A 6,970-nucleotide genomic window follows, 5' to 3' on the forward strand; every position below is an offset into this window, starting at 1 on the left:
ACACTGAGTAAGTCCATGTCGATCACTCCACGACCCTCCGACTGGCAGCCGGAGGCGAGGGAAACATGGGTCAATTCTCAATGGTAATTTATACGCCCCCCGGGTCACATCTCAGTGGCAATCAACAATCGTCGATTATCACGAAGGTAGACCCATAATCGCCCGGTTGCCGTCTTCCCGGTCCCCGGCGCCAGGGACGGGTGTATCGTCGGCGTGGAGCTTCACGCTGGCCATGACGTGATCGGCGATCCGATCGACCAGTGGCTGCAGCAGCCAGCTTGCCTGGCCCAGCCAGTCCGCCATCGTCGAACGGCTGATCTCCATACCCTCGCGAGCGTAGATCTGCGATTGGCGGTAAAGAGGCAAGTGATCGGCGAACTTGGAAACGATGACATGGGCCAGCAGGCCGGGACCAGCACGGCCGCGCGGCACGGGCAGCGCCGGGGCCGGAGCTTGACTGATCGTATCGCAGCGGTTGCAGGAAAGCTTGGGCCGGACATGACGGACGACGCGGAAGCGGCCGGGGACATATTCCAGTACTTCGGTCACGTCCTCGCCGAATTTGCCCATTGTGCCCCCACGGGCGGAGCAGCCGTCGGCATCCGGTGCTGCGTGCATGACCTCGTCGCGAGGGAGATGGTCGGGCAGCGGGGCACGCCGAGGCTTGCGAGGGGCAGCCTTGGCCGAAGCATCTTCGGGCACATGCCCCTCGATCACGCACTCGGCATGGGCATGCTCGGCCTCGAGATCCTCCAGCGTCAACTCGAGTTGATCGGCCTGAAGAGCAAGGCGTTCCGACGACTGCCCGAACTTCATGTGCCGGAGGTGGGCTAGTTGGACCTTGAACTTCTCGATCTGCAGCGCCGTCAGCAGAATCGAGTTCTGGGCGGTCTCGAGCTTCTCGCGGGTCGCGTCATGGGCCGCGCGTTCGGCTTCCAGCGCCTGCTCCGAAGCTACCAGACGTGCGCGCATTGCCTCGGCAAAAGCGCGCAGTTCTGCGGGATCAGAGGGGAGTTCGAGATCGTCGAGAGACACGCTTCCCGATAGCAAAATCCGGCCTTCTGCCCAAGCAGAAAGCCCAGAAATACGCCAATTATTGCATCAAATTTGTAATGGTAGACGGGGCGGATCAGGGGCTACAGTCCGCCGCCAGTCCATAGCTTCGATCAGCAACGCGAACTGCGCCGGGGTCAGCACGACACGTCCCTCGATGAGCGACGGCGAGACGAAACGGCTTCGTTCCAGGCGTTTGGCGAACAGGCAAAGCCCGGTCCCATCCCAGTGCAGCGCCTTCAGGTAATTGCGGCTCTTGCTGCGAAACAGGAATACATGGCCGCCATAGGGCTCGACCGCGAACAGCGGGCGGACCAATGCCGCCAGCCCATCGAAGCCGAGCCGCATGCTGACCGGCTTGCTTGCCAAGTACACCTTCGTTCCGGGCGCTAGCGAGATCACGAGACATCCTGGAATGCACGCAGCACGCGGGCCAGCGCCTTCTCATTCACATAGCTGTCTACCGACAAGCGCACCCCGCTGGGCAGGTCTATGTCTATCGCGCCGGGGCGCGTACCTGGATGCGGACGGATGAGTTCTTCGGGGGCTGGCGGCATCGGCGACGAAACAGGTCGCTGCGCCTTCTGAGGCTCCGGTATCACTGGCGCAGGTACGGGATCCGCCGTTATGATCGCGCCGTAGGGAATAAACTCCAGCGCCTCACTGGCGATGGCCGCAGCCTGGCGACGGGCCGACCGCCAGTTATAGATCAGGCTCCCGGCAATCTCATGGTGCTCAGCGACCTGGCGGACCGATACGCCGTCTGCATCCGCCTCGGCGAGGATCGCCGCCTTCTCGGCATCCGAAAACTTCCTGCGCCGTTCAGTGCGCGCGATGATCTCTACCCGGTCCTTCACTTGGCCTCCTTCTGGAGTCCAGAAAGAGACTCCTTAGCGGACGTCCATCAGCGCCAACGCCGAATGCGGCAACACGCCGAAGGCCGGACGCTTACCGACTGTCCGAACTGTCCTCCGTGTGCTTGGGCATTGAATTTCTTCGAAATTGGGCATGATTGTCTGGTCAGCACCTCATGTGCGCCGCGCGGGCCAGGCGGCCCGCCCATCACTTAGCAATAACCGTTAGTGTTTGAAGCAGTGCTCGCGATGCCATCGAACAAACTGCAAATGAGGGCGATCAGCCTCGCGAGGCGGCATCAGGATCCGCCCGGTCGCATTGATAACCGAGCGAATGCTGTCCGGGTCATTGGCCTGACGCGACACCATGATCTGCATATCGTCATCCAGCCCGATAAGACCGCGATCGAACATCCAATGAGCCGTTCCGGAGAGGGCCAGGCCGTTGCTCACAATGTCCGGCCCATTCGCCTCGACGGGACGAATATGCGCGGCTTCGACTTCGGCTCTCCCGCCTCCATTGATGAGCTTCAATCCGGTAATGGCGCACCGCTCATCATAGGCGCGCAAGACGATTCGCCGGAACACCCGATCACGCACAACGCGCGACACGATCGCGGAGATGCGCTCGCGCGCTTCATCGAAAATGAATGGTTCGCGTTCTTCCCTGAGAACGTGCTCGACCGGCGCCATATCCGTCCGTGGCAGAAGGGGATTTTCATCGGCCAGACCCGCCGCAACGATGCGGTTGAAATCGGCCGGAGACAGGCTCCGCACAGCAGCCTGAGCACGGCCCGAAATGCGCCCGGCCTCATTCAGTACGCCGCGCTCTATCGGTCCGGCTTCACCGGCAAATGGTACGGGCATCGCGAAGTCCAGATACGTGCCGGGTTCGATCAACGCGAGATACATTCCCGGCGCTGACGGATCAGCGATGACTTGCTCCACTTTGGCTACGGCGTAATAGCCTTTCGTACCGACAACCTTGCGCGGTTCGTAATAGACGATCCAATCACCGACGCAGGCTTTCGCGCGCTCCAGATACTGCTTTGGAAACTGATAACGCTCTGCCGGAGTGTCGTCGTAGATCGAATCGGATCGGTGAATGAAAACGCCAAAAGCCATACGGGTTGATACCTAGTCGCGGCGGATGGCGGTATCAAATTTTGCTACCGGATTGGCGCCCGGGGAAGCATGGTTTGCAAGGCTGGTTCCGCCCCGATTGCGGACCTTCCTGGGCAAATAGTACCCTCGACACTGCGCCTTCGTTTTTTCGCGGAGTTCATATCTTGCTGGCTTGCAGCCCAAGGCATAGTTGCTTGCCCATGAAGCCGATCGCACCCGCCGAAATCAATGATGTCGTCGTCCGCTTTGCAAGGATCGCGCTCAAGGGTGCCGCGCAATGGATCGATGTGGAACCACTGGCGGGCAGCAAAGCAACCGAATGCTTCGATAACGTCGACAAGGCGATCGGCGCGAATGGCGGCAAGGCGATCATGGGATGGATCGTCTGGGAAAAGCCCGGGGTGTGGCTGGAGGCCGAGCATCATGCGTTATGGGCGCAAGCGGGCGGGACATGGCGCGATGTGACCCCCACCGTCAACGGCGAGACGCGGGTGGTATTCGTGCCGGATGACGAAGCGGTGCGGACCCATCCCCGCTTCGGTTTGCCGAGCCGGTATATGGTGATTTCAAACGACCCGCTCGCCGTTGACGCGGTCAAAAAGGCGCAGAAAATGATGTTGGTTCGGGCTGAAATTCTTGCTGCCGGGGGCATCAGCGAGCAACTTATGCCAAAGGCGCAGATTGCACATGATCGTTTCACACATGCGCTGAGCGCGATCGACGCCAAGCTTCGCGGCGCAAACTAGTCATAATTGGCCGTTGGGGAAGGCTCTCACCGGAAACGGCCGGTTTGCTGATCTGCCAGGAGGCAGTTATCGGCTTGCGAGCGATACAAGGCTACCGGCTGACCGGACGGACTTAGGGCGCTCATGGCATTGAAGGTAGCGGGTGAACGCATGCAGCCTTTGCATTCCTCAGAACCCGCGATAGGGGCGGACCATGATGAACATTCCCTGGGACCAGCCCGCAACGCTGATCGATCTGGATGGCAAGACGCCGGTGATCGGATTGATGCTCGAATGTGTGATGCACTTCTCGCTCTTCAAGCCCTTCGCCAAGGAGCAGGCACGCATCCTGCTGACGCAGCCTGTATTCGTGGAAGGGCGCAAGACCCGCACCTGGATTCTGAATCCCGACCAGATCGAAAAACTTGTCGAACGGCTCAATGCCGAGAGGCAGGCGGCCCAGTAAGACCGCGCGATCAGTTGATATCCCTCCCGTTGATCGTGGCCGAAAGGGTAAGGATCGTGCGGGCGTGTCGCAAGGCCACGGCTTCGCGGTCCGCGCCATAACCACCGCCCAGCGTACTCGCCAATGGAATGCCGCGCCGCTTCGCCTCTGTCGCCACGAAGCGATCGCGGTTCGCGAGGCCTTCATCGGTCAGGGAAAGCCGGCCCAGCTTGTCGTCCGCATGGGCATCGACGCCTGCCTGCAGCAGGATCAGTTCCGGCATGAAATGATCGAGGGCCATGGGCAGCGATCCGGCCAGAGCTTCCAGATAGTCCGCATCGCCCGTCGCATCGGGTAGCCCGACATCCAGGGACGAGCGCGCCTTGCGGGTGGGGAAGTTCTTCTCGGCATGAATGGAAAGCGTGAAGATGTCGCTGCGCCCTGCGGTCAGGGCCGCAGTGCCATCACCCTGGTGCACGTCGAGATCGAGGATCAGGATGCGCGAGACGTCACCCTCCTCGATCAGCCTTTTGGCGGCGAGCGCCAGATCGTTGAACACGCAATAGCCCGCACCGGAATTGGCAAGGGCGTGGTGACTGCCGCCAGCGGAATTTGCAGCATACCCGTGCTGCAGCGCCAGCTTCGCCGCAAGCCATGTTCCGCCGGGGGAGAGTTGCGACCGCCGCGAGATCTGCTCGTCGATCGCAAATCCGATCCGGCGCTGCTTGGCCGCGGGCACCGAGCAACTGATGACTTCGTCGACATAGGCCGGATCGTGGACAGCCTCGAGCCATTCTCGCGGCATGACTTCGGGTGCATGGACAGTCATTGCCACGCCGCTTTCGCCCAGCACCCGCATGACCAGCGCATACTTGTCATGCGGGAAAGTGCCCGTGCGCTCGGTTTGAACCACGTAACCGGGATGATGGACGACATGCAGCATGGCCTTGCAGGTAGAACGCCAAGGTACACAGGTCGAGCAACATTGCTGGGCGTGCGGTCTAGCGATTTCAACTGGGGGGACTTCCAACATGGAAGGAGCAGGTCGCCCCCTTTCGGCCCCTCAGGAGGCCGAGGCCCACGCTCCATAGTGGCTGACGTGTCCCCCGGATTTTCCTCCAAGCTTGATTAGAGTCTGGCCTGATGGAAGGACGGACGAATGAAGCGAGCAAGGTTCACAGAAGAGCAGATCATCGGCGTGCTGAAGGAGCAGGAGGCTGGCGCGAAGACTGCCGATGTGGCTCGTCGCCCGGGGGTATCGGAAGCGACGATCTACAATTGGAAGGCCAAGTATGGCGGTCTGGAAGTCTCGGAGGGCAAGCGGTTACGGGCGCTCGAGAATGAGAACGCCAAGCTGAAGCGACTGCTGGCCGAGGCGATGCTGGATAACGCCAGCCTGAAGGATCTTCTCGCAAAAAATTGGTAACGCCCGCTGCCAAGCGAGAGGCGGTCGCGCGTCTCCAGGCGGTTCTGGGGATGAGCGAGCGGCGGGCGTGTGGTGTTATCGGCGCTGACCGGAAGAGCATGCGCTACCGGTCACAGCGGGAAGATGATGCCGACCTTCGGGCGAAGCTGCGTGAGCTTGCGCAGCAGCGCCGCCGATTTGGCTATCGTCGGCTGCACATTCTGCTGCGGCGGGAGGGCGTGGTGATCAACCGGAAGAAGACACAACGGCTTTATAACGAGGAGAAGCTGGCGGTCCGACGCAGGCGCAACCGGCGTCGTGCCATCGGCGCACGGGCACCCGCTCCCGTGCTGGCGCTACCTAACCAGCGATGGAGCCTGGACTTCGTCCATGATCAGCTGGCTACGGGGCGCCGGTTCCGGGTGCTCAACATCGTCGACGATGTAACCCGCGAGTGCCTGCGCGCGGTGCCGGACACTTCGATCTCGGGGCGTCGGGTGGTGCGCGAACTCAGCGAGCTGATCGCTGAACGCGGCAAACCCGGGATGATTGTCAGCGACAACGGCACCGAGTTGACCTCGAACGCCATCCTCGCCTGGTGCGGGAAATCGGGGTGGAGTGGCACTATATCGCCCCAGGCGAGCCGATGCAAAATGGCTACGTCGAGAGCTTTAACGGTCGCATGCGCGACGAGTTGCTCAACGAAACCCTGTTCCTCAGCCTGGAGCACGCCCGCGTGGTGATCTCCGCCTGGGCAGAGGACTACAACCAGGAAAGGCCGCACTCATCCCTTGGATATGAAACCCCTGCGGCCTTCGCCGCTGAACTGCATAAGCAATGGCCTGCTTCGCTACGCCCTACGGGCTCCGCTGCGCAGGCGATTGCTCAACCCGCGCTCATGCGCAACAAAGCTGCTCGGCTCTAATCCACGCTGGTGGAAACCTGAGGGTCACGTCAAGAGCACTATAAGGAACTGACCCGGCGCTATGTAAGCGAGGCCGATCTTGTCCTTTATGTCCTCAACCCGTCAAATCCGCTGAAGAAGAGCCACCGCGATGAACTGAACTGGCTGTTCCGCGAACTGTGCCTGCTGCCCCGGACGGTGCTCGTCATCGGCCGGTTGGACATGGTAGCGGATTTGGCGGACGAGGAGCCATGGACGCGCCGAGCTGGGACGTGACGGTCTTCACCAAGAACCGCGAGAGACTGTTGGGCGAGACATTGTCGCGTGGTTCCTAGCCCGGAAAATTCATCGTGTTGGTCAGCGCAGGCCAAGATTTGGATTTTGGGCAGGCGGCGGGCGCGTAGCGTCATTGCCGGAGATGAGCCGGATTTGAGGGTGATTGAGGTTTGCGGGTTGAAG

At 61.2% G+C, this 6,970-nt stretch carries 6 protein-coding genes and 2 pseudogenes; 3 read left to right on the forward strand and 5 right to left on the reverse strand.

Features of this window, described 5'->3' with window-relative positions; translation table 11 throughout:
* Positions 1-131: 131 nt before the first annotated feature.
* The 4 genes and pseudogenes from GVL61_RS24165 to GVL61_RS24180 form a co-directional block, all read right to left on the reverse strand.
* Positions 132-1,035: pseudogene (locus GVL61_RS24165) on the reverse strand (IS66 family transposase); the annotation flags it as partial.
* A gap of 66 nt (positions 1,036-1,101) precedes the next feature.
* A complete protein-coding gene (tnpB, locus tag GVL61_RS24170) occupies positions 1,102-1,428 on the reverse strand; it encodes an IS66 family insertion sequence element accessory protein TnpB (protein WP_235037897.1) in 327 nt (108 codons plus the stop codon).
* A gap of 23 nt (positions 1,429-1,451) precedes the next feature.
* The gene (locus GVL61_RS24175; protein WP_159983790.1) at positions 1,452-1,910 is read right to left on the reverse strand and encodes a transposase; all 459 of its coding nucleotides are present in this window, start codon (positions 1,908-1,910) and stop codon (positions 1,452-1,454) included.
* Positions 1,911-2,132: 222 nt separating this feature from the next.
* The gene (locus GVL61_RS24180; RefSeq protein ID WP_159983792.1) at positions 2,133-3,032 is read right to left on the reverse strand and encodes an HNH endonuclease; all 900 of its coding nucleotides are present in this window, start codon (positions 3,030-3,032) and stop codon (positions 2,133-2,135) included.
* A gap of 200 nt (positions 3,033-3,232) precedes the next feature.
* Between GVL61_RS24180 and GVL61_RS24185 the strand changes: the two genes are divergently transcribed.
* Together GVL61_RS24185 and GVL61_RS24190 are read left to right on the forward strand one after the other, a co-directional pair.
* A complete protein-coding gene (locus GVL61_RS24185; protein ID WP_159983794.1) occupies positions 3,233-3,778 on the forward strand; it encodes a hypothetical protein in 546 nt (181 codons plus the stop codon).
* 193 nt (positions 3,779-3,971) lie between these two features.
* On the forward strand, positions 3,972-4,223 hold the full coding sequence (locus GVL61_RS24190) for a hypothetical protein (protein WP_159983796.1): 252 nt from the start codon (positions 3,972-3,974) through the stop codon (positions 4,221-4,223).
* 10 nt (positions 4,224-4,233) lie between these two features.
* Here GVL61_RS24190 and GVL61_RS24195 read toward each other — a convergent pair whose 3' ends face one another.
* Entirely contained in the window at positions 4,234-5,145 is a 912-nt protein-coding gene (locus GVL61_RS24195; protein ID WP_159983798.1) for a histone deacetylase, read from the reverse strand.
* Positions 5,146-5,361: 216 nt separating this feature from the next.
* On the opposite strand from GVL61_RS24195, the pseudogene GVL61_RS24200 reads away from it, so the two are divergent.
* Positions 5,362-6,532 (forward strand): annotated as a pseudogene (locus GVL61_RS24200) (IS3 family transposase).
* The last annotated feature ends 438 nt before the right edge of the window (positions 6,533-6,970 follow it).

The sequence above is a fragment of the Novosphingobium sp. 18050 genome (assembly GCF_902706195.1).
Taxonomy (GTDB): domain Bacteria; phylum Pseudomonadota; class Alphaproteobacteria; order Sphingomonadales; family Sphingomonadaceae; genus Novosphingobium.

Excerpts from the sequence above, each read along its gene's own strand:
- GVL61_RS24185 (WP_159983794.1), top strand. The coding sequence starts at position 3,233 with ATGAAGCCGATCGCACCCGCCGAAATCAATGATGTCGTCGTCCGCTTT.
- GVL61_RS24195 (WP_159983798.1), bottom strand. The coding sequence starts at position 5,145 with ATGCTGCATGTCGTCCATCATCCCGGTTACGTGGTTCAAACCGAGCGC.
- GVL61_RS24180 (WP_159983792.1), bottom strand. The coding sequence starts at position 3,032 with ATGGCTTTTGGCGTTTTCATTCACCGATCCGATTCGATCTACGACGAC.
- GVL61_RS24190 (WP_159983796.1), top strand. The coding sequence starts at position 3,972 with ATGATGAACATTCCCTGGGACCAGCCCGCAACGCTGATCGATCTGGAT.